Source organism: Paenibacillus pectinilyticus (genome assembly GCF_001700435.1).
Classification (GTDB): domain Bacteria; phylum Bacillota; class Bacilli; order Paenibacillales; family NBRC-103111; genus Paenibacillus_E; species Paenibacillus_E pectinilyticus.
The window spans coordinates 657,974-680,993 of the sequence record NZ_LYPC01000028.1; the positions used below are offsets into that span (position 1 = coordinate 657,974).

The following is a 23,020-nucleotide window of genomic DNA, read 5'->3' on the forward strand; positions in this document are numbered from 1 at the left end:
TGTGTGAACCTGCCCTTTTGGTTACTAATCTAGTAATCCTCCCACTCTTGACGAGCGAGAATTTTGCCTGATTTTTGCAGCTCATGCCTGATTGATTTAATAATATGCTGCATCCGAATGGATTCGCCAGACTCGGCTGCCAAGAACGCAGAAGAGAGCACAACGTTCTTTATATTCCCTCCGGCAATCTCGTAGCGCTGTGCAAGATATTTGAAATCTACATCATCGCTAAGCGGAGCCGCTGGCGGGAACATGGATTGCCAAATCTTCTCGCGATATTCACTATCCGGAAATGGAAATTTAATGACATAATTGATCCGCCGTAAGAAGGCTTCATCAATGTTGTTTAATAGATTGGTAGCAAGCACCGTGATGCCCTGGTACTCCTCCATTTTCTGAAGCAGATAGGCCGTCTCAATGTTCGCATACTTATCATGTGAGTCCTTCACCTCAGAGCGCTTACCGAATAACGCGTCGGTCTCGTCGAAGAACAGCACCGCATTGCTGAGCTGAGCTTCCTCGAAAATCTCATGCAAGTTCTTCTCGGTTTCCCCGATGTATTTGCTGATGACCTGCGAGAGATCAACCTTGTAGAGCTCCAACTGCAAATCCCCAGCAACGACCTGCGCGGACATCGTCTTCCCCGTGCCCGGCGGGCCGGCGAAGAGCATGCTGAGCCCCTTGCCATAAGCCAGCTTCTTCTCGAAGCCCCAATCGCTGTAGACGACACCGCGATATTTCACTTGATTGCACGCGTTGCGAAGCTGATCCTTCTGCTCGGGCGGGAGGATTACATCCGCCCACCCGTAGCGCGGTTCAATCCGCGTCGCTTTGCGCTCCAGCTTGTGCTGCACCTGCTGGTAGCACGCCTTGTACAGCGCGTCGCTGCGCAGCGCGCCACCAGAGCCATCCCTGGCAGACTCCTGCTGCCAGGCCGAGTACCCGCGCGCCAGCGCCAACGCGCGGCGTATTTGCCCCGGGGTGAAGCGGAATTTCCCGCTCATCACCCGGTAGTCCACATCCGCGCCCACGCCTAGCTCTTCCGCGAATGCCTGCCACAGCCGCGCCCGCCCGCTCTCGTCGGGCACAGCAAGTTCATGCTCAAGGAGCAGCCGCTCCTTGGGCTTCCAGCTCAGCCGGTTGAAACGCCCGGCTAGCAGAAAGACCATGCCGCCGTAGCCGTCGAGCAGCTCGTGAAACCGTCCGAGCCGCTGCTGCGCTAACAGATCCGGCTCATCGGGGTAGAGCACCTCCAGCCGTGTGAAGCACAGCACGGCTTGGTGTAGAATCGCTTCGCGCACAATTGCGCGAAGCTGGTCTTCCAAGCTTGCCGCATGCAGCAGCACATCGGCCAGATCAACCAACAGCAGCGGCTTGTTGAAGGTGCGGCTTAGATGCATGACCTGCAGCTTTTTGCCTGCTCCTGCATTCCCCCACAGATGGAATGCCAGCCGTTTGCGTTCTGCCACTGGCGCTTCAAGAGCAACTTCAATGAAGCTTCGCAGCCGTTCTTGGAAATCCTCCTGAACGAGCAGCGGAGCTAACTCATCATCTGGATAGACCATGGAAACCGCAGGCTTCAGCTTAGGGTCCAACTCACCGGAATCGAGCAGGAACGTAATAATCCGCTTATCGAGCTGCAGCGGTCTCGACAAAAGCGTTTGGCCGTTAACATGCAGCGTGTCCGGATGCAGGACATAGCGAGCCAATTTGCCCTCTGGTGCCATGAACGTCGTCCGAGCTGCCCGCATCTCCTCCGGACTATGGCAAGCGATCTGCAACGCTAGGCTAATATTCGGTGTTTTGGAAGTAAGATCATCCAGCAAAAAGCCGAATATACGTTCATATTTCCGATCCAACTCCACAGCAAGACCTAGCATGACGAATCGTTCTTCAATGGAAGAGAAGCCGAAAACGGTAGATAAATACGCCAATGGCAGGAAAAGACCCGCTTTGCGGCTTTCCTCTCGGCGAAGTAAGATAGCTGCTTCCAGCTCCTCTATCATTTCACCAATCTCTTGCTCGTCCTCTTCCAATTCATCTTCACTGCCTAGTCCGCCAATAAGACGAATGAATTCATCTTCGGAAACAAACATCCCCCGGAACGAGTCTGTTTGCGGATCGGGTGTCAGCTTCTGACGGCGCTTATAGAGTAATTCTAGCTTTTTATCTAGTAAATGAAGTTCATCTTTATAATGTTCCCACGCGTGCACATACCCTTGAGCTGCCATAGGTCTCCCCAATGATTCGATATATTTTATCAAAACTTAAGATCTATTCCCTCGTAAATAGCTTGCTTAATTAGGTGGTTATTCTTTACAATATCAGGATAAGGCACAAAACGTTTCGAAACCTACTGCCCTGAAAGGAAAGTGGCCACCTTTTGATGGAACAACTTCCAGCACACGATCCAACTTGGAATCGAAAGCTGATTCTAATGTTATGGTGGATCCTCATCATCTATGAAGTAGCTGCTATGATCGCTTTGTTCTTTGAAGTGCAGGAGCAGCCGACAGATTGGTTCAATGCCTTTATGCAATTCCAGCTTGTTCCCACGCTCTTACAGCTTTGTCTGATGGGTGTTGGCTATTTGGCTATATCCTATTTGAAGCCCTACTGTGATTTTATCATGATCCTATGGACCATGACCATGGTTTGTATATTCATCCTATGTATTCCTGAGCTGACTAACAGCTATGAACTCCTTAGTTTTCCTGTTCTACTGGCCTCTATCTATTTTCAAAAGAAATATATCTTCTTCGCCTATGGTGCAAGCGTTGTTAGTTTAATCATTTTACTTCTGACGCAGCGCATTGACGGACAAACCATTACCTCTTACGATGTTATCGTTTCTGTTACCGTTCTTAGTGCAACAGCCTTACTTTGCTTTTTCATTATGGGTCGCGGACTCGCCTTACTCGCTCAACTGAAAAACTCGGTCGTTCGCGAACAGGATCTGCTGATTCGCAACGTGATGATTGATCGGCTGTCCAAGGTTGATGCGCTTACCGAGCTTTTTAACCATCGCTCCTTCCAAGAGCATACGGATCACCTGATTTCGCACATGCCCGAGGACACCCCTCTGGAGCTTGCCTTGATGGATATTGATAACTTCAAATTCATTAATGATAATTACGGTCATTGGGTCGGTGATGTTGTCCTCAAATCCATCGGACTTCTCTTAAGAGAGGTGCTTGGGCCTGATGATATGTCTTTTCGTTATGGCGGGGAAGAGTTCGCTGTCTTGTTCGTGGGGAAATCCCAATCTGAAGTGCTAGCCATATGTGAAGAAATTATGGTAAACATTCGCTCCACTGTCATTCCCGAAATGCCTGATCAGAAGCTAACGATGAGCATTGGGCTGGCCAGTTACAATCGCAATACAATGAAGAAAGCATGGTTCCAGCTTGTCGACGAGTGCTTGTACAAAGCCAAGCGCAATGGCAAAAACTGCATTCATGTACATGCCGCAGACCTTCAAATGCCAATAGCCGAATAGCCTTATCACATTCAGAACCGGGAGCAAGGTGCTCTTGGTTTTTTTGTCTTGGAGCCAGAAATGGTTTGCTGTGGAAAAAAGTGTTAACCCTCATACATGAATTGGTTGCTTTAGGAAAATAATGAGAATACCTATATCGAGGAACTTCGATGATGAGCGACCGCGAATAGAGATAGGTTTAAAATCTAATGAGGTGATAACATGTGTCATTCCATAGCCATTCTGGCTGATGTTCACGAAGTCATGAAGCAATTCCGCGTCGATCGGCTGTTATCCTACAGCTCCAACCGCTATGAAGTACGCCCTACTGAATCGGTTTCGGCCGTTATGATCAATCGCAAGGGTGAGCGCATTCTGGATGAGTTCCGCTGGGGCTTAATGCCTTTCTGGGCCAAGGAGGCGGTATGCGGCGATCGCAACTCCATTTTCTCCAACATCGTGTTCGATCGTATTGTCAAAAAGCAGCGTTGTGTCATCCCTTGCAGTGGCTTCTATGTGGGAGTAACGGAAGGGAAAGAAACGGAGTGGATTCGTTTCAAAATGCGGAGCGGTACGTTCGGCATTGCCGGGCTGTATGATATTTGGAAAGCCCCTTCTGGCGAAGAGGAGCTGCGTACGTGCATGATGCTCATGACGGAATCGAATTCCGTCGTCTCTCCTTACCACGCGAGCATGCCCGCTATTCTGGACGAGGAGCAGATGGAGAAATGGCTGCATCCTGAGCAAAAAGACAGCCGCCAGTTGAGATCCTATCTGCAACCGATTGACGAGCTGCGTATGGTCGCAAACGTTCTTTCGTCCCCTTCTGAGAAGCTGGAGATGGGCGCGGATGTCAGTATTTTTGTATGAGTAAAAGGGGTTGTCTGCAAAGTAGATTCATCTACTTTGTGGACAGCCCCTTATTTTTGAAATGATATGCACGCTTACCGGATCGTCGCAAGGAGATCGGGCATGCAAGGCTGTAAGTTTGAGGCCTTATTTCTTAGGAACAGGCGGCAAAACGCCACCCTCACCAATAATACGCACACCATCCGCGCACACCCCATATGGCTCCCAACGGCAAGTCGCACATAGGTTGCTGATATCGGCTGGCTTCACTTCGAGCGCCACTTGCCCACATATGGCGGCCCAGCTCCGCTCCATGCCGACCTCCAAACCTAATTTCGCAATAATCTCCGCATCACGCTGATAAACCGTTCGATTCTCGCAATGCGCCTCTTGGTCTCTCGGAAAAGCCGCGCACAGATCATCAGGCCCGAGCACAACGCGAATCATCGTTTGGGGCTCTTGGCGCAGATGCTCATAGACAATGGTCATATTTTCGCAAAATGCAGGCGAGTATCCCATGCCTCGATAACCTAACAAGCAAAGCAGATGATGGCCGCGAAGTTGGATCATAAGCTTTGAACCTTAGGCACACGGTACAATCCGTAACCAGCCATTGGGATGACAGGCTCTGTATCCTCAACGAGACCGTCTCCTTTGGAATGCAAGGCAACGTCAATGAGCCATTTGGTAAAATCAGCGACAGGCATAGAAGCCATTTCATCTAGGCTGTAAAAGCCTGCAGCATCGACCTCCACACCGTCAGGCTGAGGGGTTCCACTGATGTAATCCATTTCAAAAGCAATATACAGATTATGAATGCTTCTCGGCAGATCGCGGACGGCAACTAGACGTGATACGGAAGCCTCCACGCCGCATTCCTCCATGACTTCACGGACAATTGTATCTTGAATCAGCTCATGCTGCTCAATATAGCCGCCCGGGTTCGTCCATCTGCCCTTGCCCGGCTCCTGCGCTCTGCGCACAAGCAGAATCTTCTCATCCTTCATCACAAGCGCACCAACACCGATACTGTAGTTTCCCCAATGAACAAAGCTGCACACGGTACATGCCCGTCTTTCGGTTCCATCTATATCACGCGTCTCCATGGCAGCTCCGCAACTCATGCAAAATTTGACTTCCATCTGTTTCAGCTCCCTTTGATCATCCATCATGTATGCGTTTATTTCATCTATATGCAAGCTTACTGCGAAAGATGGACAATAGGCAACTCTATAATTCGGGCATATCGCCGCCTTGTGTTACAATATAAGCAACGATTATAACTGAGTTAGGGGAGAGTTTTACATGGCAAGAAATCAACGTTTACATTCCGATTCAGATTTTCAGGAGGTCATCGATCGACAAGGGGTTGTGCGGATTTTCAAAGACGATCATATCGTCGATTCCAATGCCGTCGTCCTGCGATTCAGCGACACGACTGTCGTTGTGCAGACCCGTGTTAGCGATCTGACGTATTATGACCGAGAGGCTTGTGAGTTTTTTGAGATGAAAAAAAGGTAAAAAAATAGCCCTCACCCTAATCTTCAGGGTAAGAAGCTAATTGAACGAAGCTGAAACCAGCTTTACGCAGCTGCGGGATCGCTTTAATGACGCCCTCTGCGGTATCTTTCTCAGGATGATTCATATGTGCGATGACGATAGATCCGCTCTGGGCTTTCGTTAACGCATTGTACACTTGCTCTGAGTTATAAGTGGCTCCCGCGTCCCCAAGCACCGAGTAGCCCGCTAACTCAAAGCCAAGATCATGGGCTACGGATACCGCAACATCGTCATAAAATGCCGTGCCCGAGCGGAAAAAGGTCGGTCTCTTCCCCGTTAGCTTCTCAATCTGATCTGCATTGTCATTCATTTCATGAATGACTTCTTTGACGTTCTTCGTGCCCGCAATACCGTAGGCTAGCTTGCCATTCACAGACAGGGGACGATGCTCGGTGCCGTGATTTTCGATTTCGAACAGCGGATTCGCAGCCAACGCGGCAAAGGTTGCTGGATTCGCAGCAATCCATCTACCGTTAATAAACAACGTCGCGGGAATATGCTCCTGAATCAAGTACTGGATTAGCTTCTCATCGTAGCCGCTGCCATCCTTCCCACCGCAAGCATCGAAGGTCAGCGCGATAACTTTATCCTTCGTATGCAGCTTCGTTTTCACGCCAGAGATGCGCTCTCCCCACTTCGTGGGTACAATGCTAGCGTAGCGGTCGATCAACGATTTCTCTACAGCTGCAAAGGCTGGCGTTGCTTCCTTATGTGGTGTAGCAACCGGTTGAGCCGTCGGACTAGCGGATGGTGATGGGAATGAGCCTGCCGGAGATTGTGTAGGTTCCGGAGCTGATGTATGCTCGAGCTCAGGCGTGCTAGTCGGGGCACTTACAAGTGCGCTTGGCGCACTGGTTGCAGTCGCTCCGGTTGGCACCGTAGTTGCACTTATTGTATCTGACGCACTTGCCCCTGCAGCTTCACCGCCCTGCCCCGCCTCACAACCCGCAAGCACCATCATCGCGCCCATAAAGAAAAGGAGGCACATCGTGCGCCCCCTCATTTATGCTTCCGCCAATCTAACTTGCTTTTCTCCAGCTGATAACCAAAATCATTCTCCAGACGCTTCTCTTCCGCCTTGCGAGCGGCTTCTGCCTTCGCTCGCTCCGCATCTTTCTTCGCCTGTTCTTCGGCTTTCATCGCATCGGCCTGCGCTTTAAGTCCTTCTAGAATTTCTGGACGCAGCAGATCCTTGAGTGTAGCCGGTTTATCTTGCACGCTAGCAGGAGCTTGCGTTACTTTACCTTTTTTCTTCACCATAGGGGTCACCTCGTTAGCTTGGTCTCCCTATTATTGTACACGTCTACTGGTGTAAATGATACGGCACTGTCGCAACTACGATATCCTTATCGGATTGGAGCTTGGAACGAATACGCGCCGCGGACTGGTTATGAAGCAGTCGGTGCCACCATTTTTTCGGGATAAATTGCGGTAGAATAACCATGATGGATTGCTTTTCAGATACGTGCGTATCGATCCGTTCGATGAATTCCACCAATGGCTTGAAAATCGTTCTGTATCTGGATTTGAATACCACGAGTCGGACACCCGGATCCCAGATCTGCCACTTCTCCTGCATCGCTTCCTCTTCTTCATCGGAGAAGGAGACATAGAAGGCAATCACATTCGGCGAAAGTGACTTCGCGTAGTTCAAGGTTTGCTCTACAGCGCGGTGAATCCCAGCTACAGGAACGATGATAACAGGTTCTTTGGTACACACGCGATCTTGTGTGATATCGATACGCAGCTGTTTGGCCACGTCATCGTAATGGTGACTAATTTGCGTAATCAGCCAGAGGAGAATCGGTGTCACAATAATGACAATCCAAGCACCTTCACTGAATTTGGTGATACAGAAAATGATCAGAACCGCCAGGGACACAATGCCGCCGAGCCCATTAATGATCAGCTTTCCGATCCAGCCTTTCGCGCGTTCACGAATCCATTTACGGACTAGACCGCTTTGAGCCAGGGTAAAGGATAAGAATACGCCGATCGCATAAAGAGGAATGAGTGCATCTGTCCTCCCTTTGAAACCGATGAGCAGAACGCTTGCTAACACGCCTAACGTAATGATGCCATAGTGATACGAAAGTCGGTCACCACGGTATGAGAACATACGCGGGAAGTTTTTGTCCTGTGCCATAATCGAAGCCAGAATCGGGAACCCATTGAAGCTCGTGTTGGCCGCCAGCACCAAAATTAGCATCGTGGCGACTTGAGTGGCGTAGTACAGGAATCCACGGCCAAATGCTTGCTCTGTTACCATAGATAATACAGATGTATGCCCGTTCGGATCTGGTGAAATTCCATAAGCTAAGGCAATCAACGTGACGCCGCCGAAGACGATAGCCAGCAATACCCCAAGGGATAAAAGCGTACGTTTTGCATTTTTGACGGAAGGTGTGCGAAAATGAGGTACAGCATCAGAAATCGCCTCAATCCCCGTCACCGCGGAGCAGCCTGATGAGAAAGCTTTCAGAAGAACGAATAACGTTAATGAGTTCGTTGCTGAGTTAGGTACGAATTCGATGGCATGCGTATTGAACGAGCCCGTCATCATGTCGTAAATACCTTTACCTACCAGCACTAGAATACATAAGATGAAAAAGTATGTTGGAATCGCGAAGACCGTACCCGATTCAGAGGTACCTCGCAAATTCAGCCAAACCATTACCCAAACTAGAAGCACCGTAAGTGGCACGATATAAGGCACCGCGGCAGGAAATGCTGACGTAATGGCCTGAACACCGGCTGAGATCGAAACGGCCACCGTTAAGGTGTAATCGATTAACAGCGAGACGCCAGTGAGTCGTCCCCACACCATCCCTAAATTTTCTTTCGTTACCATATACGCACCGCCACCCATTGGGTAGGCTTCAATCACTTGTCTATAGCTCAAGACGAGCAGTAGAATCAAGGCAATAATTGAAAGCGCGATGGGTAAAGAGAACGCAAATGCGGCAACCCCAACGGTAGCGAGCTCAAGCAGAATTTGCTCCGTTCCGTAAGCGACGGAAGACAGCGCATCTGAAGACAGGATCGGTAGAGCTTTCCAGACCTGCATTCTCTCTGATTCCATTTCGCTAGACTTCAGCGGCTTGCCAAACACAATCTTTTTCAATGAATCACTTGTCATTTCGTGGTCGTTCCTCCAATTAAACCTAGTCTTTCCTTACACTTATTTGATAAAAGGACGCAAAAAAACACAAGGATAGACCTTGTGTGTGATAACCACATGTTCTCCTTTCTCACGTTCGCTTACGAGGTTAGCTGTCGGGTTCGGGCCGCGAGAAATCTGCCCTAAATGGTACTTGCTATCAGCACCGTTATTCACCCCATAGAATGCGTGGTTCCCCCGCTTTTCTTAACTGAAAATTAAGCGAAATATTCAACTGTTCTTGTACGTGTTGAATACTACTCTCTTCTGTCAACATAGTAAAGGAGGGAAAAAACGTAAAAAGCTTCTTTCCCCCTCTCCATTTCCTCAATAATTCGCTTACATTCACCTAGATCATTGATTATCTTCCGTTCTCGTAGTGAGTCGAGGTATTTTGAGCAAACGACGACTTGCATTCTTCCAAGGTTCAATTCTATCTTATTGAATAGTTCACCCAATCCGTACGAGTTGCACCCATCTGATCAAAGAACGCTTGTGCCCGAACGTTATCCCTTCCAGTTATCCACGACATATAAGCATATCCGTGTTCCTTTGTATAGTTTTGGCAATGTCGGAACAACGCTTCTTCCACCGCCGTCCCACGGAATGGTGCCAATAAGAAGAGGTCGTTCATGATCGTAATCGGATCAGCCCTCATCGTACTCCAGGCAAAATACAACGTCGCAAACCCGATGAGCTGCCCCTCCGTTTCGACTACGAATTGTATACCGCCTTGTTCATGATGTAAGTTGCTAATCAGCCGATGAATCTTGGCAACGTCCGGTCGCGGCTTCCCATAAAAGCCTACAATATAAGCATACATCAACTCTGTTAGTAATTCCTTATCTTTCAATTCTACTTCTCTAATGATAGATGACATGGTATGAACCTCACTTTTCCAACAATTATAATGAATAATAATACTTAAAAATGAATAATTATACAATGTTTATTTATTGTTAATCGGGCTGATTTCATTGACACTCCCCACCCGCCATGATAAACTGTAACAAAATAAATTATAGTTATAGATCGGATGGTGTACCATGTCAACGCAAGCAACGGCTTCACCTCACCGCTCAGGAAACACGTCTAATGAACCTGAAACGACTAGTCGTTTACGCGAAACGCCGGTTTCTTGGCTGCTCTGTTTTACCATTGTATTGGTGATCATGAATACAATGATGTTCAATCTGGCGCTGCCCAAAATTTCAGTGCAATTCGGACTCAGCCCCTCGACAGCCTCTTGGATCGTCACGGGGTATTCCATCATTTTCGCCATCTCATCGATCACCTACAGCCGCTTATCGGACTTCGTGCCGATTCGTAGGCTTTATCTCATAGCGCTGATTTCGCTTGGCGGCGCCTCGCTCCTAGGGCTGTTCACGAATAGCTTCGGGACGCTGCTGATTACGCGGCTCATCCAAGCATCAGGCGCTGGCGCAATCCCATCGCTTGGCATCGTGCTCGTTACGCGTTACATTCCTCTTGCTCGTCGAGGCAGAGCGATGTCACTTATCCTGTCCGCCGCGTCACTCGGGCTGGGACTTGGGCCCGTCGCAGGCGGTTCGATCGTGCAGTATTTGGGCTGGCACTTCTTGTTGGTGATCACAGGCATCACTTTACTGCTGATACCTATCTTCCTGATTCTTATCCCAAAAGAAAAAGCCGAAAGCGGCTCATTCGACTTCATCGGTGCCGTGCTGCTCGGAATCGGGACAACAGGTCTCCTGCTGTTCCTTACGTCCAAAAGCATCTACGCCCTTCTAGCAGGCGTGATCGCATTAGCCCTGTTCGCATGGCGTATTCGCCGGGCTTCACAGCCCTTCGTGCTGCCTTCGCTCTTCGCCGACAGGCCTTACATGGCACTTAGCGCCATCGGCGTTACGTCCTATATGGTCAGCTTCGGCTTCCTATTCTTAGCGCCGCAAATGCTGGCTAGAGTCTTCGGCCTAGCGCCGCTGACTTCAGGACTATTGCTTTTTCCAGGCGCGCTCATTGCCATGCTGGTCTCCAACCGCGTGGGCCGCATCATTGACCGCTACGGGAATACTGCACTACTTCGCTATGTGCCTTGGCTGCTTCTCGCCTCCACGGTGCTGTTAGCTCTGACAGCCGTCTATTCGTATTATTGGATTGCTGTGCTCTACATCCTGGTCAGCGTCAGCTTCACGACATTGTCCAGCGCCGTATCCAATGAGCTCTCGCGGCAATTAGCGAAGGACCGTATTGGATCAGGTATGGGCTTGTTCCAATTATTGCAGTTTTTCAGCGGCGCCTTCGCCGTGGCACTCTCTGGCAGTGCGCTCGTCTGGCAGAAATCGCTGCCGCTGGAGCGAGCTTTTGACAACCTGATCTGGGGGATGGCGGTTATCGCTTTTCTAACGATTGGCAGTTCGCTCATTTATATGAGCTATTCGCGGAAACGCAAATCCGCTGCCTCTATAAATTCCGAAGTAAGCGGCAGTGCAACGAGTGCCGCGATTGCAACGGATTAACATATAGAAAAAGCTGGTATGAGATTCGGTCCATGGCGACCGCTCCTACCAGCTTTTTCTTCGTTCAACGGGATTAATTGGGCACATGATAATTGCGGGTTGCAGATTTCTGCTTCCGAATCATCTTCTTCCAAATGAGTGGAATGCCGCCGATGAGATAAAGGTAACGCGCATCGATCACTTTTTTGAGAAAAGACGCGAGCCGGCCTTTCACTTTCTTCACTTTGAGTAAACCGACGGCATCCCCACGGCCTAACGAAGCAACCGTACCTTTGTAATCATAAACAAACGGCCTCATTTCTTTGCCTCGAGCCATTTGTAGGAGATTCCTCGCCGCATTATAGCCTTGCTGGACGGCAATTTGGGCATTCGCAGGATACGGTGTACCTTCAGGGCTCGTGACGATCGAACAGTCGCCGGTGATGAAAACATCCGAAAATTGATACGAACGCAGGCAGCTATCCACTTTGACCCGGCCGCGTTGCACATCAAACCCTGCTTGCTGCAACAAAGAATTCCCGCGAATTCCCCCCGACCAGACGATCGTACCCGCTCGAATGAACTCCCCATTACCTAGAATAACACCTTCCGCTGTGCACGCTTTAATCGCCGTAGACAGCTTATATTGCACGCCCTTACGGCGCATCACTTCCATTCCGTATTCGATCAAATCGATGGGCAGCCCAGGCGGCAGCGCCGATGGGGAGGCTTCCACATTATAGATGCGGACATCCGTAGGATCGACATCATACGTTTTGCAGAGAACAGGAATGCGGTCAGCGAGCTCCCCCACGAATTCCGTTCCCGTGAACCCCGCACCTCCCACGACGAAGGTGAGATAGTCCTTGCGCTTCGGCTCCATTTTGGATTTAGCGAACATATACTCAATGTGCTGCCGGATGAAGCGGACACTGTTAATGCTTTTGATCGACATGGCATATTCCTGCATCCCAGGAATGCCGAAGGTCTCCGTTTCACTCCCCAACCCGACCACCAAATAATCGTAATCGAGTGTAGCCTCATCCAGCACAACCTTCTTCTCATCAGGCAAAATCTGTCTAACCGTCGACTTCACGAAACGAATCTTCCGTTCATCAATCAGATCCGAAATCGTCACGCGCGCATTCTCGTGATGGTCGGTACCGGCAGCCGGCATATGCAGATGGGTCGTGATGTAATGATAATCATGTTTGTTAACCAGTGTAACGTCCAATTCTTTCCGTCTCATCTTCTTCTGCAGCCTTATCGCTGTGACAAGTCCGCCGTAGCCCGCACCTAAGATTACGATCTTGGTTGTGCTCATCGTCTCAACACTCCTCCGATTGTGAATTAAATCACATATAGGCTTGTGAAAATAATCACAAAAATTCACAAGCGGAGCCGATAACCGACTCTTTATTAGTGTATGCGGGAAATTGACAGAAAGAACGGATCGTTCGACTATTTGTCAGCCAGCTCCGCTGCTTTGTCTTGCAAATTGCGCATCCGATAGCAGTTCATACCAGCCACACCGAGCTCCTCCAGCAAACCGAAGTTGGCCCAAGCGCCAACGACAGCACCAATACCGGGGATGAGCTGAAGCATTTTACGAAAATCGATCGTATCCCGATACTCCTGCTGCAGCTGCAACCAATTCACTTGCTTCATGACGTCGGCGGCAGGGGGGAACGTCTGCGAAATCGCAGGCCAATTCTTAATCGTATGAAGCAGCTCCGGCTTCTTCTTCGCACTGGAGAACGCTAATTGAAACACATAGAGAATGAATAATCTTTCTCGATAATCATGGGTCGAGTACCCGTAAACGTGCGCCAATTCAAAGAGAAACTTCAGCTTAATCCCGATGAGAATCGGAAAATCAGCCAGCCCAAGCAAAATACCGCCCGCTCCTGTTCCTGCGCCTTCGGCGGCGGCGATCTTTTTGTACAGCGACAGCAGTTCCTCCGCCTTCGCATCGCGATCTGCCATCGACACGCCACGCAATGGATCTGTTTTTGGCATATACGTTATCCCGAACAAGGTCGTTTGCACAATCCCTTTGACCGTCGCGGTGATGGTAGTATGAATTTTATCCGGAATCACTTGGTTGATGCGGTTTTGAATGGACTTCGAGGCGCGCTCGAGCAGATTTGGCTCCTTCTGCAGCCGAATTCCCCACCTTGTCAGCTTCCGCTGCATTTGCTGCTCGTAGATTGTGAATGGCTCCATCGTTCCCCCACCTTCCCCGTCATCATCCTTAGGATCTCATCCCTCACCCACGGAGCCGCCCTCAATCAACGTCACATAAATCCGCTCATGCTCCACCGGTACACCCATAATGAGCTTAATCAGCTGCTCAGAAGCCAAAGCCCCCCACTTGCGTTTGGAATAGTCAATCGTCGCTAGGCGCGGCTGGGTATATTGGGTAAGTTCGATATTGTCGAAGCCGATAATGTGAATCTGTTCGCCAATTCGGAAATCAGCTTTGACCAGTGTGTTATACAATCCGATCGCCATTTCATCATTCAGGCAAAAAACCGCAACCGGTTCCTTATATTCTTTCATGATCTGCTTGGCGGCTAGTTCGCCGGATTCCTTCGTGAAGTTACCCTCAATTTCAACATAAACCACGTCAGGATTACGCTCAATGGCTTGCTTCGCAGCCTGCAATCGCTGTTTAGAGTCGTATGATCCCTGCGGTCCTGTCACCACGTACAACTTCCTATGACCTTTTTCAATCACATATTCAACGGCCAACGCAGCTCCCGCTTTGTTGTCTAAGTGGACCTGGTTCACGTTCGGATGGTTCAGCTCCCGGTCCAATACAACCAATTTATGCCCACGTTCGGCTAATTGCAACAGTTCTTCACTAGCGAACGAATGATCCAGTACGATAGCGCCATCAATCATACGCTGAGGCAGCAACCGATGTGAATAAGAACCGCTGCACACAATAAGATCATAGCCTCTTTTGTTCAGCACTTCTTTCATCCCTTGCAATACTTCGCCATAAAAGGCCCCACTGAAATCAGTCAAATACACACCGATGATTTTGGAGGACCGACTCTTTAATGTTCTCGCCGCGGCATTCGGGACATAGTCCATTTCACGAGCGATCTTCAGAATCCTCGCGCTCGTTTCTTCCGTTACTTTCGGATTGCCGTTCAGTGCATAAGACACCGTCGATATCGAAACGCCCGCTTTTTTCGCAATATCTTTTATGCTGATCACAAAAACAGCTCCTAACGTTTACGCTCTCATTTTCAACTATTATATCACAAAGATCTTATCTTATAAGGAAATAGGCGACCTCGAAGGATCGCCACTTCACTTTACACAAACACGTCAATTACATTTGAATCCTCATTTAAATGAGCTTGCAGATCCTGCTCGCTAACGCGGAGACCGCCTTGACGATATCGATTCGCTGTTGCTTTTGCAGCTACTTCGCTGCCATTCACCCTCACACGTGAACTTCCCGCCAAATGATATACGAAAGTAACCGGACGTCCCTTCACCGCAAAATCAAACCTTAACCCGTCCAAGTCTTGAGGCAGGACAGGATCGATGACAAGGTCACCGACGTCTAGGCGAATCCCTAGCACGTTGGAAATCAACTGGTTCATATAGATTCCCGGACCGCTGGAATAAATGCGCCAGCCGCCTTTCACTGGCACGGCACCTTCTTTCAGCTCTTCGAAACGCTCCTGTGCTTCGTAACGGGTATTGAACTGCCCATCCGAGCTGCTGAAGTAACTGTTGCTCTGGCGCAGCGCAGCGTTCGGCACGACCTTGCGGATGCCAACCGGATTAATCATCTCGAGTCCTTTCCAGGCCTCATCTGATTTACCAAGTTTGGCCATAGCCTCAACAAATCGGATATGTGCGTGGACGTACTGCAAACCGATCTCACGGCCAAAGTTCGCCGCTTGCTCGGCGCGCTTGAAGTTGGTGCTGACACCACCAGCGTAGTTAGCCGGGCGATTCATCAAGCGAACGCCATCCGGGCAATACAGTTCATCCTTGATGATTTGATAATGTGATCGCGCTTGTTCCTCTGTCAGCAGCTCACCAATCATGCTGCGCGTCATCGGAAGCAGGCGGTACTGGATGCCCGTCTTCATATCCGTCGGGTGCAGCATCAGCTCAGCCTTGCCTGGCTCTTCCATATAGACGAAGCCTGGAATGACGTCCGTGCCTAGCATGTAGCGGTTGAAATCGGCTTGGATGCCGGCTGCTAAGCTCTGAAGCTCGGCTGCCATTCTCTCGTCCGATGCCATAAGTACCGCCGACAATTGATTGAATACCTGATAAGTCAGAGCCACCGTCCAGCTGCTGACCATATACTGCTTCAACTGCGCGTTAGCCGGCTGAAGCGTGTCATCCCAATCGCCATCCCCATAAGAAGAGAGATGCGTGCCATGCAGAAAATGATCCTGGATGTAGGCAATCTCTTTTTTCGCATGGTCATAGATCGTTGCTGTATCTTCCGTAAACTGGAACGTATGTCGATTCGTATAAGGAACTTTTTCCTCAAGAATGCTGTAGTCCTTGGTTGCAGCCAAATAATCACTCAACACCTTCAACGGCCAAACAATAATATCCCCATGGCTTTCTTCCTGCTGAATCGCCGCATACTGGTCGAACATAAACCACTGAGGCCAGTTGCCGTCGTCTTCATACTGATGGGAAAAGACCGTTTTGAGAATATCACGAACTTCGCCGTATTTATGTGTCGCAAGGAAATATTCTGCCGGTCCTTGGCACACGTCACGAGTACCCCAGGCAGCCCCGCCATACTGCTCCAAGCCATGCGGAACGGAATAGTGAACGAGCATATTGTGCGTATACCACCAAGCAAGGGTGTTTACCTTGTTCAAGCTATCTGCTGTGCCACCGCCTTGCGACAGATGAAATCCGTTCATGACCGTAGCAAAGAAATCGCGATATCGAGCAATCTCAGATGCCGCATTCACTTCGGTGAATGGCAGATCTTCATTTCTAATAAGCCCCTGAATGGTCAGACTCCATTCACTGCTTTGGTCTAACGCCAGAACAACGAGGGAGGCGGAGTGAGGGTTGGCACCAGGCACCAGCAGAGTCTCATTGCCTACCTCGAAATCAGCACCTGCAACCTGCATCCGGTAGCATAGCTGAGGCCAAACCTTTGCGCTGTCGGACGCCGCGTCCGCGTAGAAAGACAGCTTTTGTCCATCCTGCTGCAACTTGAATGGTTTGTCGTACTCATTGTTGTTCATCGTAATTTGATTCGTAACGAGGAAACGATACGCCTTGCCGCTTTCGGAGCGGACCTGCAGGTGGACTTCCGATGTATCAACGGTTGTCAGGTTGGTGATAACAATCATATCTTCTGCTGTTTTGTAGTACCAACGGGCGTAGTTGAAGCCAAGCTCGAACATCGATGGCATCGTCAGCAAATGATACTGACCATCCAACTCGATGTACATGCGCTGCCCTGAGGTTTTCATTACATTCAACGCATTGCGAGCATTCGTCAGCATTTTATTGAAGGACGTGTTCCCGACCACGACCTGTGAATTGAAGATTCCGTACATATAGGACGTGGTGGTCATGACGTCTTCCTTCAGGCGGGCATTATCCCCCGACATGAGAATATGGCCATGCGGGCGCTCGACAAGAAGCTCTTTTTCCTTCAGAACAACATGTTCATGCGTTTCCGTGAAAAAAGATAACAGCGTGTCACCATCGAATTCCTCTTGATGGCGGGTTGGGAAATAACGGCCGATTTCCTCACGGGTCATCGACACGGTGGAAAGCGGCGCGCCGAGTTGTTCAGACATGCTCACTTTGGTGAGCTGTTTGCCCGCCTCTTGGCTTTGAGCGTCGGCTTGATGCCAAGCCTTCTGCACCTCCGACTCAAAGGCTAGCCCTTGAATCGCCTCCGGGTGATTCGGTTTGAACAGGCCGTAAAAGACGAAGCGCGCCGTGCCGTTCACGTTCAAACGCTCTGACTGCAGCGCCGTGTAGGCGAATTCGTATTGGTACACCTCGTTAGCCAACGTATCTCGGCTTAACGCCTCCGGTTCGTTGGTTTCCTTGTAAGATAACCCGAAAAACTGGAATCCGTCCGTCGAGTACCCGACGATTTTGATTAGACCACCCTGCTGCAGGTAAGGAAACGCCCCTTGTTGCGGCATATTTTGGCGAGAGCAAACGGCATACCCGCTGTGGCCATGCTCAAATACGGCGTGATCGATGTATTGAGATAGATAAGCTTCATTGCTGCGGACTGCGCCCTTATCTGCAAGACCGATATCCTGCCCGTAAATGATATCCACATCCACGTTATCCCCCTTCACCTTTACATCCCAGAACCAGATGTCTTCAGGCGTTAGATGGAACGTCAATTCGTACTGAAGTCCTAGGGCAGAACCTTCCCAAGATACGGTCGATTCCGTGTGCTGTACACGGCTTCCAGAATGAACACCCATCAACGGGACGACTTGGATCCCCTCCGTAGTATGCAAGCGCAGATATATGTTATTTAAAGAACCATCAACGGGATTGGCTACCCATTGATTGATCATGGTGTTGTTGTAGGTAATTTCGCGGATATCTCCGCTGTTTAGGAAAGAAAATTGCAAATTCCCCGACTTCAGTTGAAAATCCGCTTGTTCGGCAGCTGCCATCTTACTCACTCACTTTCTTCATTGCTTACTTGATTAACTTAAACGAAAGACCTTGCCCTACATCTCTGCTATTCGGGCCGACATAAACCGTGAACTCTCCGGCATCACTACGCAAAGAAAGATCCGAATGATGATAACGTAACTGCTCTTCTTTCAGCTCGAAAGTAACGTCTCGACTCTCGCCTGGCTGCAGAGAAACTTTGTGGAATGCCTTCAACTCTTTGACTGGACGGACCACTTCACCTGCAATATCCCGTACATACAGCTGTACAACTTCTTCTCCCCCGCGTGTGCCCGTGTTCGTTACTTTCACCGTTACCGTAATCGGTTGATCCATGGTCATGCTAGGGGATGAAATCGCCGCTTTACTGTAAGCGAACGTCGTGTAGCTTAATCCGTAGCCAAATGGATAAAGAGGCTCGTTCGGAATATCTAAGTATTGGGATACATAACGTACCTGTGCATCAGGGGCTCCCTGCGGACGTCCCGTGTTGAAATGGTTGTAATAAACGGGAACCTGTCCGACTGCAAAAGGGAACGACATCGTCAGACGCCCCGTCGGGTTACTGTCGCCATACAGAAGATCAGCGACGGCAGCGCCGCCTTCGGTTCCTGGGTACCACGCTTCAAGCACAGCATCCGCGAGGTCGTATACGCCATGCAGATCAAGCGGACGGCCGTTAAATAGCACAGCGACCATCGGCTTGCCGAGCGTTTTCAGCTTGGCGGTCAGATCCAGCTGCGCCTGCGGCAGACGAATATCAGCCCGGCTGCCTGCCTCGCCGCTCATATCGGAGTGCTCGCCGAGCGCAAGCACGATCACATCCGCATCGCGCGCTGCTTCTAAGGCTTCCTCCAACTGCTCTTCCGTCATATGGGCGATATCACTACCTTGAGCCGCTACAATAAGAGAAGCATCGACTTTCGACTTCAACCCATCATACAGTTGAACAGCCTCATCTTTGGAACCCATCCACGACCATGGACCAAGAATATCCCCATTGCGGGCAAACGGACCAATCAACGCGATTTTCTGCGTCGTCTTAAGGGGAAGCACCGCCTCGTTTTTCAACAAGACACAGGATTTCACAGCCAACTCACGAGCCGCCTGACGATGTTCTGTGCTCATCACAAGCTCACGTTCACGCTCAATATTCGCACCGCGATACGGATTATCAAACAAGCCCAGCTTCTGTTTCAACTGAAGAATGCGAAGCACAGCTTCGTCGATCAGCGTCTCGGCTACATCCCCGGATTCTACGAGCTGCTTCAAATGATTCTCATAGCAAGTCGTCATCATTTCGATATCTACACCCGCCAGAATAGCTTTGCAGGCAGCTTCCGCTTCATCGGCAGCCACGCCGTGCGGGATCATTTCCTTCACCGCGCCCCAGTCCGAAATGACGACACCATCGAAGCCCCACTCCATACGGAGTAAATCGCGCATCAACCGCTTGTTCCCTGCGGCCGGGATGCCATCGACCGTATTGAATGCCGTCATCACGAGTTCAGCGCCCTCATCCAGGGCAGCTTTATACGCTGGCAGGTAGTACTCACGCATCTGACGTTCGGACATATCCACCGTATTGTAATCACGACCGCCCTCGCCTGCACCGTAAGCCGCAAAATGCTTCACACAAGCAGCAAGCCGGGTAAGGTCATTCTTTAAATCTTTTCCTTGAAAACCACGAACAAAAGCCCGCGCAAATTCACCGTTCAGGTACGGGTCTTCCCCCGTCGTTTCCATCACACGTCCCCAACGAGGATCACGTACCAAGTCGACCATTGGAGAGAAAGTGACGTGCACGCCAGCAGCGGAAGCTTCTGCGGCCGCAATCTCCGCACTTTTCTCAGCCGCTTCCATATCCCAGGAACATCCGATTGCCAGTGGAACTGGGAAAATCGTTTTATAACCGTGGATGATATCCGCCATCACCAGCAGCGGAATACCGAGACGGTTCTTTTTCAAATGAGCCTCTTGGGCGCCAATCGTTTCTTTGGCCCCAGACAAACCCAAGACAGAGCCCGTATTTTTTATCGTGTCTTCCGTAATTCCCATAGACGCCATAGGACCGGTAATCTGCCCTTCAGTTCCCGTCCCTTCAAAGAAAGGTGCCGCCAATTGCAGCAGCTGAGCGATTTTTTCTTCCAAAGTCAGCTCCTTCAGCAGAGCAATCAATTGTTGATCCGTCATTTAGATGCCTCCCTCGGCTCATGTTTTGATTCATAGAAACGTTTCTATTCACATTATAATCATTAAAAAAATAGCCGTCAACGTATTAAGAATTACAAAAATTAGTGTAGAAACGTTTTTATTATGCGAAAATAACTAGTTGAAACACTCATCAACTTGTTTTATAATGAGTATCGAAACGTTTCTATTACTGAATATAAAATAATTATTGCCTAAATCACAGTTGTCGAAACGTTTCTACGAAATGCAATGCTGCCTCATATTTATTTTAGCAATAAGGAATACAAACCTATTCCTGAAGGTGCAGGTTAAAGATAACCTTCGTTATTACTTATATTTTAGGGAATAACGCGCACCCTACTAAACAAATCATGACAACCGGGAGGAACACAACATGCGTAAACAGATCTTCACAGTAGTAGCTGGCACCGTGCTAGCAACTAGCGTCCTTGCAGGATGCTCTTCTAACAGCAGTACACCCGAGGGTTCTTCAAGCCCTGCAGCAAGTGGAAAGCAAGTTACCCTCAACGTTTGGGGAATGGGCGAAGAAGCGAAATCGCTTCCGAAAATTGCCGATAAATTCATGCAGGAAAATCCAAACATCAAAATCAACGTTCAGGCGCTGCCTTGGGATACAGCTCATGACAAGCTTCTGACAGCCATTGCTTCCAAGAAAGGCCCTGACGTTCTTCAAATGGGTACTACCTGGATTCCAGAATTCGCATCTGCTAAAGCCTTGATGGACTTGAAGCCAGAACTAAGTAAATACCCAGAATTTGCAGAAGCTAACTTCTATCCAGGTGCCATCTCCACAACGAAGCAAGGCGATACTGTCGTTGGCGTTCCTTGGTACATTGATACCCGCGTGCTTTACTATCGTACGGATCTATTAAAAGAAGCTGGCTACAACGAAGCACCAAAAACGTGGGACGAGCTGTCCGACGCGGCTAAGAAATTAGCAGCCCGCGGCAACGGTAACTACGGAATCAGCATCGACACAAAAGAACAGTCTCTTGCTTTCATGTTTGCCCGCCAAAACGGTTCCAAACTGCTTGATGGCAACAAACCACTTTTCAACCAGCCTGAGTTTGTTGGCGCCGTTGATTACCTGAACAGTTTCTTCAAGAACGGCTCTGCACCTAAAGATCTAGGAATGGATATCGTGCCCGCATTCCAAAAAGGCATTACCCCAATGTTCATCAGCGGCCCTTGGATGATCAAGTTGATCAACGACCAAGCTCCTGACTTGAAAGACAAATGGGCTACTGCTGTATTACCTAAGAAAGAGAACAACACATCTTCCTTGGGTGGTTCCGACTTGTCCGTGTTCCAATATACAGAACATAAAGACGAAGCACTTAAGTTCATCGCTTACATGAGCAAGCCAGAAACACAGCTTGAATGGTTGAAGCTGACTAACACATTGCCTGCTACCAAAAAAGCTTGGGAAGACCCAGCTTTGACAAGCGATCCGAACTACAAAGTCATCGGCCAGCAAATGAATGCTTCCGAGCCAATGCCACTCGTTAAACCATTTGAAGAAATTGCCCAAAACTTCCTGAAAAGCTTTGAAAACATTTACCGTGCAAATGCCAGTACCCAAACCGAAATGGACGCTTTCAACAAAAAAGCGGAATCCATCCTGAATAAATAAGATTTTTGCCAGCCTAAACAGCTAGCCGGCTCATGCCGGTTAGCTGTTCATTTCCTATAAGCGTTCCACCCTCGTAAAGGAGAGGACTTGTCATGAAAGGTTTCACCTCCAAAAAAGCGCCCTATCTTTTTATCGCGCCAACCTTGATTCTGCTGACCCTGTTTTCATTGATTCCGATCCTGATCGCACTCGTTATCAGTTTCACGAACATGGATCTAGCCGGATTAGCCGATTATTCGAACATTAAGTTTATCGGACTGCAAAACTACAAAGATGTACTGTCTGATCCTATTTTTAAGAAAGCCATTTTCAATACGTTATTCTACGTTGTTATCGGGGTGCCTCTGGTCATCCTCTGCTCGCTTAGCGTCGCGATGTTGATCAACTTCGGGACTTCACGCATTTTCAAAGTGTTCAGAGTCATTTACTATCTCCCTTCCGTAACCAACGTTGTTGCGGTTGCCGTGGTTTGGTTCTATCTGTACAACCCGACATTCGGGTTATTAAATTACTTGCTCAAATTAGTTCATCTCGGCCCCGTGCCTTGGTTAACTAACCCTATTGTTGCGAAAATATCGCTGATCTTATTGGCGTTGTGGAGAGCCATCGGCCTCAATATGATTATTTTCATTGCTGGTTTGCAAGGGATTCCAAAATCTTATTATGAAGCGGCTCAGTTGGACGGGGCGACCCGTTTGCAGCAAATGCGCTACATAACGATTCCGATGCTGCGTTTTGCCATCTTCTTCGTTTCCATCACCACGATGATTGGCTGGCTGCAGTTCTTCGAGGAACCTTTCATTATGACGCAAGGCGGTCCATTAGACAGTACAACGTCCGTCGCATTGTTCATTTATCGCAATGGCTTCCAGTTTAGTCACTTTGGCTATGCGGCTGCGGGATCCTTCATTCTGTTCTTTGCGATTATCCTAGTGACCCTGGTTCAATTCCGATTCCAAAACAAGGACACTGATCTTTAA

The 23,020-nt window shown here is 49.2% G+C and carries 18 protein-coding genes and 1 riboswitch; of the genes, 6 read left to right on the forward strand and 12 right to left on the reverse strand.

Annotation, left to right across the window (positions count from 1 at the left end):
- Positions 1 to 29: 29 nt before the first annotated feature.
- Positions 30 to 2,231 (reverse strand): ATP-binding protein, encoded by a 2,202-nt coding sequence (locus tag A8709_RS30575; protein WP_065858368.1) that lies wholly within the window; start codon positions 2,229 to 2,231, stop codon positions 30 to 32.
- A gap of 155 nt (positions 2,232 to 2,386) precedes the next feature.
- Between A8709_RS30575 and A8709_RS30580 the strand changes: the two genes are divergently transcribed.
- Positions 2,387 to 3,499, forward strand: a complete 1,113-nt coding sequence (locus tag A8709_RS30580; protein ID WP_065858370.1) for a GGDEF domain-containing protein — start codon at positions 2,387 to 2,389, stop codon at positions 3,497 to 3,499.
- A gap of 201 nt (positions 3,500 to 3,700) precedes the next feature.
- Positions 3,701 to 4,348 (forward strand): SOS response-associated peptidase, encoded by a 648-nt coding sequence (locus A8709_RS30585; RefSeq protein ID WP_065858372.1) that lies wholly within the window; start codon positions 3,701 to 3,703, stop codon positions 4,346 to 4,348.
- 126 nt (positions 4,349 to 4,474) lie between these two features.
- Here A8709_RS30585 and A8709_RS30590 read toward each other — a convergent pair whose 3' ends face one another.
- Positions 4,475 to 4,897, reverse strand: coding sequence for a DUF1284 domain-containing protein (locus A8709_RS30590; RefSeq protein ID WP_065858374.1), 423 nt, complete (start codon positions 4,895 to 4,897; stop codon positions 4,475 to 4,477).
- Positions 4,894 to 5,469, reverse strand: a complete 576-nt coding sequence (locus A8709_RS30595) for an NUDIX hydrolase (protein WP_065858775.1) — start codon at positions 5,467 to 5,469, stop codon at positions 4,894 to 4,896. The genes A8709_RS30590 and A8709_RS30595 overlap by 4 nt, the downstream gene beginning before the upstream one ends.
- Before the next feature lie 163 nt (positions 5,470 to 5,632).
- On the opposite strand from A8709_RS30595, the gene A8709_RS30600 reads away from it, so the two are divergent.
- Entirely contained in the window at positions 5,633 to 5,848 is a 216-nt protein-coding gene (locus tag A8709_RS30600; protein WP_065858376.1) for a hypothetical protein, read from the forward strand.
- Positions 5,849 to 5,864: 16 nt separating this feature from the next.
- Here the strand turns inward: A8709_RS30600 and A8709_RS30605 are convergent, their stop codons facing one another.
- The 4 genes from A8709_RS30605 to A8709_RS30620 all read right to left on the reverse strand — a co-directional run bounded on the left by A8709_RS30605 (position 5,865) and on the right by A8709_RS30620 (position 9,927).
- On the reverse strand, positions 5,865 to 6,875 hold the full coding sequence (locus A8709_RS30605) for a polysaccharide deacetylase family protein (protein ID WP_244163355.1): 1,011 nt from the start codon (positions 6,873 to 6,875) through the stop codon (positions 5,865 to 5,867).
- A gap of 11 nt (positions 6,876 to 6,886) precedes the next feature.
- Positions 6,887 to 7,147, reverse strand: a complete 261-nt coding sequence (locus A8709_RS30610) for a YqkE family protein (protein ID WP_065858378.1) — start codon at positions 7,145 to 7,147, stop codon at positions 6,887 to 6,889.
- A gap of 43 nt (positions 7,148 to 7,190) precedes the next feature.
- Positions 7,191 to 9,026: an APC family permease gene (locus A8709_RS30615; protein WP_065858380.1), complete on the reverse strand. Its 1,836-nt coding sequence runs from the start codon at positions 9,024 to 9,026 to the stop codon at positions 7,191 to 7,193.
- A gap of 104 nt (positions 9,027 to 9,130) precedes the next feature.
- Positions 9,131 to 9,282, reverse strand: a riboswitch (cyclic di-AMP (ydaO/yuaA leader).
- 198 nt (positions 9,283 to 9,480) lie between these two features.
- Positions 9,481 to 9,927 carry a GNAT family N-acetyltransferase gene (locus A8709_RS30620; protein WP_065858382.1) on the reverse strand — a complete coding sequence of 149 codons (447 nt, stop codon included), beginning with the start codon at positions 9,925 to 9,927 and terminating at the stop codon, positions 9,481 to 9,483.
- Between the two features lie 166 nt (positions 9,928 to 10,093).
- On the opposite strand from A8709_RS30620, the gene A8709_RS30625 reads away from it, so the two are divergent.
- Positions 10,094 to 11,545, forward strand: coding sequence for an MFS transporter (locus tag A8709_RS30625; protein WP_065858384.1), 1,452 nt, complete (start codon positions 10,094 to 10,096; stop codon positions 11,543 to 11,545).
- 73 nt (positions 11,546 to 11,618) lie between these two features.
- On the opposite strand, the gene A8709_RS30630 is transcribed toward A8709_RS30625, so the two are convergent.
- From A8709_RS30630 to A8709_RS30650, 5 genes are all read right to left on the reverse strand, one after another.
- Positions 11,619 to 12,848 (reverse strand): NAD(P)/FAD-dependent oxidoreductase, encoded by a 1,230-nt coding sequence (locus A8709_RS30630; protein ID WP_065858386.1) that lies wholly within the window; start codon positions 12,846 to 12,848, stop codon positions 11,619 to 11,621.
- A gap of 137 nt (positions 12,849 to 12,985) precedes the next feature.
- Positions 12,986 to 13,750, reverse strand: coding sequence for an EcsC family protein (locus A8709_RS30635; protein ID WP_065858387.1), 765 nt, complete (start codon positions 13,748 to 13,750; stop codon positions 12,986 to 12,988).
- Between the two features lie 36 nt (positions 13,751 to 13,786).
- Complete coding sequence (locus A8709_RS30640) at positions 13,787 to 14,752, reverse strand: LacI family DNA-binding transcriptional regulator (protein ID WP_065858389.1); 966 nt, start codon at positions 14,750 to 14,752, stop codon at positions 13,787 to 13,789.
- A 101-nt stretch (positions 14,753 to 14,853) separates the two neighbouring features.
- The gene (locus A8709_RS30645) at positions 14,854 to 18,192 is read right to left on the reverse strand and encodes a GH36-type glycosyl hydrolase domain-containing protein (protein ID WP_065858391.1); all 3,339 of its coding nucleotides are present in this window, start codon (positions 18,190 to 18,192) and stop codon (positions 14,854 to 14,856) included.
- A 25-nt stretch (positions 18,193 to 18,217) separates the two neighbouring features.
- Positions 18,218 to 20,386 (reverse strand): glycoside hydrolase family 3 N-terminal domain-containing protein, encoded by a 2,169-nt coding sequence (locus A8709_RS30650; RefSeq protein ID WP_065858393.1) that lies wholly within the window; start codon positions 20,384 to 20,386, stop codon positions 18,218 to 18,220.
- A gap of 394 nt (positions 20,387 to 20,780) precedes the next feature.
- Between A8709_RS30650 and A8709_RS30655 the strand changes: the two genes are divergently transcribed.
- Both A8709_RS30655 and A8709_RS30660 read left to right on the forward strand, forming a co-directional pair.
- Positions 20,781 to 22,040, forward strand: a complete 1,260-nt coding sequence (locus tag A8709_RS30655; RefSeq protein ID WP_065858395.1) for a sugar ABC transporter substrate-binding protein — start codon at positions 20,781 to 20,783, stop codon at positions 22,038 to 22,040.
- 92 nt (positions 22,041 to 22,132) lie between these two features.
- Positions 22,133 to 23,020, forward strand: coding sequence for a carbohydrate ABC transporter permease (locus A8709_RS30660; RefSeq protein ID WP_065858397.1), 888 nt, complete (start codon positions 22,133 to 22,135; stop codon positions 23,018 to 23,020).

Excerpts from the sequence above, each read along its gene's own strand:
- A8709_RS30575 (WP_065858368.1), bottom strand. The coding sequence starts at position 2,231 with ATGGCAGCTCAAGGGTATGTGCACGCGTGGGAACATTATAAAGATGAA.
- A8709_RS30580 (WP_065858370.1), top strand. The coding sequence starts at position 2,387 with ATGGAACAACTTCCAGCACACGATCCAACTTGGAATCGAAAGCTGATT.
- A8709_RS30585 (WP_065858372.1), top strand. The coding sequence starts at position 3,701 with ATGTGTCATTCCATAGCCATTCTGGCTGATGTTCACGAAGTCATGAAG.
- A8709_RS30590 (WP_065858374.1), bottom strand. The coding sequence starts at position 4,897 with ATGATCCAACTTCGCGGCCATCATCTGCTTTGCTTGTTAGGTTATCGA.
- A8709_RS30595 (WP_065858775.1), bottom strand. The coding sequence starts at position 5,469 with ATGGAAGTCAAATTTTGCATGAGTTGCGGAGCTGCCATGGAGACGCGT.
- A8709_RS30600 (WP_065858376.1), top strand. The coding sequence starts at position 5,633 with ATGGCAAGAAATCAACGTTTACATTCCGATTCAGATTTTCAGGAGGTC.
- A8709_RS30605 (WP_244163355.1), bottom strand. The coding sequence starts at position 6,875 with ATGTGCCTCCTTTTCTTTATGGGCGCGATGATGGTGCTTGCGGGTTGT.
- A8709_RS30610 (WP_065858378.1), bottom strand. The coding sequence starts at position 7,147 with ATGGTGAAGAAAAAAGGTAAAGTAACGCAAGCTCCTGCTAGCGTGCAA.
- A8709_RS30615 (WP_065858380.1), bottom strand. The coding sequence starts at position 9,026 with ATGACAAGTGATTCATTGAAAAAGATTGTGTTTGGCAAGCCGCTGAAG.
- A8709_RS30620 (WP_065858382.1), bottom strand. The coding sequence starts at position 9,927 with ATGTCATCTATCATTAGAGAAGTAGAATTGAAAGATAAGGAATTACTA.
- A8709_RS30625 (WP_065858384.1), top strand. The coding sequence starts at position 10,094 with ATGTCAACGCAAGCAACGGCTTCACCTCACCGCTCAGGAAACACGTCT.
- A8709_RS30630 (WP_065858386.1), bottom strand. The coding sequence starts at position 12,848 with ATGAGCACAACCAAGATCGTAATCTTAGGTGCGGGCTACGGCGGACTT.
- A8709_RS30635 (WP_065858387.1), bottom strand. The coding sequence starts at position 13,750 with ATGGAGCCATTCACAATCTACGAGCAGCAAATGCAGCGGAAGCTGACA.
- A8709_RS30645 (WP_065858391.1), bottom strand. The coding sequence starts at position 18,192 with ATGGCAGCTGCCGAACAAGCGGATTTTCAACTGAAGTCGGGGAATTTG.
- A8709_RS30650 (WP_065858393.1), bottom strand. The coding sequence starts at position 20,386 with ATGACGGATCAACAATTGATTGCTCTGCTGAAGGAGCTGACTTTGGAA.
- A8709_RS30655 (WP_065858395.1), top strand. The coding sequence starts at position 20,781 with ATGCGTAAACAGATCTTCACAGTAGTAGCTGGCACCGTGCTAGCAACT.
- A8709_RS30660 (WP_065858397.1), top strand. The coding sequence starts at position 22,133 with ATGAAAGGTTTCACCTCCAAAAAAGCGCCCTATCTTTTTATCGCGCCA.